We start from the raw sequence: 911 nt of genomic DNA on the forward strand, positions 1-911 counted from the left end.
GTATAGGTCGGTGAGCTTACCGCACCTGTTGTACTGTCATAGCTTGCCCCACCACCCAGATTATTGGCAGTGCTGTTGCCCAAGGCATCGGTCTTGTTGTTGCTTGAGGTGCTTAACGCATCAAGCTGGCCTTTGTTTACTGCATCGGTAGCATTCGTGCCCGCACCAACATTGGTAATTTTCTCGCCATTTGCATCCAGTCCGTTTGCAGTCAACTTCCCTGCAAACACCGGAGCATCTGCAAGTTGAATATCAACCGTATTGCCACTGATAACCGTCTTCACATTCGAGTTCGAGCCAGATGCTGTCAGGCCACCTGTGATATTCAGGGTTTCACCCAATTTACGGTCAACACTGCCACTATTACCTGCAAAGGTAATTGGTTTAACCACTTCATTGTTCAGGTTAGTTAAGGCATCACCGACATTATTGGCATTAACGGTCGTACCATCAGTTTTAGTGGTGACATAGGTTGGTGCACTTACAGCGCCTGTAGTGCTGTCATAGCTTGCCCCACCACCCAGATTATTGGCGGTGCTGTTACCCAAGGCATCGGTCTTGTTATTGCTTGAGGTGCTTAATGCATCAAGCTGACTAACATTGACAGCATCAGTCGCATTGGTTCCAGCTGCAACGTTAGTAATCTTCTGGTTGCCCGCATTAATACCTACAGTCGTTACACTTGGACCGCCGGTAATGGTTAATCCACTGTTATCAACTTTAGTGTTACCTACCGTTAAGCTACCGGCATTGGTTAATGCAATGTTGTCATTTACATTGTATTTATAGGTATTGGTTGCTGGGTCATAGACTGCTGTGGTGTTGGTGCCATCTGCAAAGTTAACCGTTTCACCTAACTTCACGTTGTCTGCCGTGCCACCATTGACACTAAAGTTCAGGCCTTTGTCTGC

At 47.0% G+C, this 911-nt stretch carries 1 pseudogene; it reads right to left on the bottom strand.

The features are described 5' to 3' along the window. Positions 1-911, bottom strand: a pseudogene (locus F984_RS13225) (hypothetical protein); the annotation flags it as partial.

The organism is Acinetobacter nosocomialis NIPH 2119 (genome assembly GCF_000368085.1).
Classification (GTDB): Bacteria; Pseudomonadota; Gammaproteobacteria; order Pseudomonadales; family Moraxellaceae; genus Acinetobacter; species Acinetobacter nosocomialis.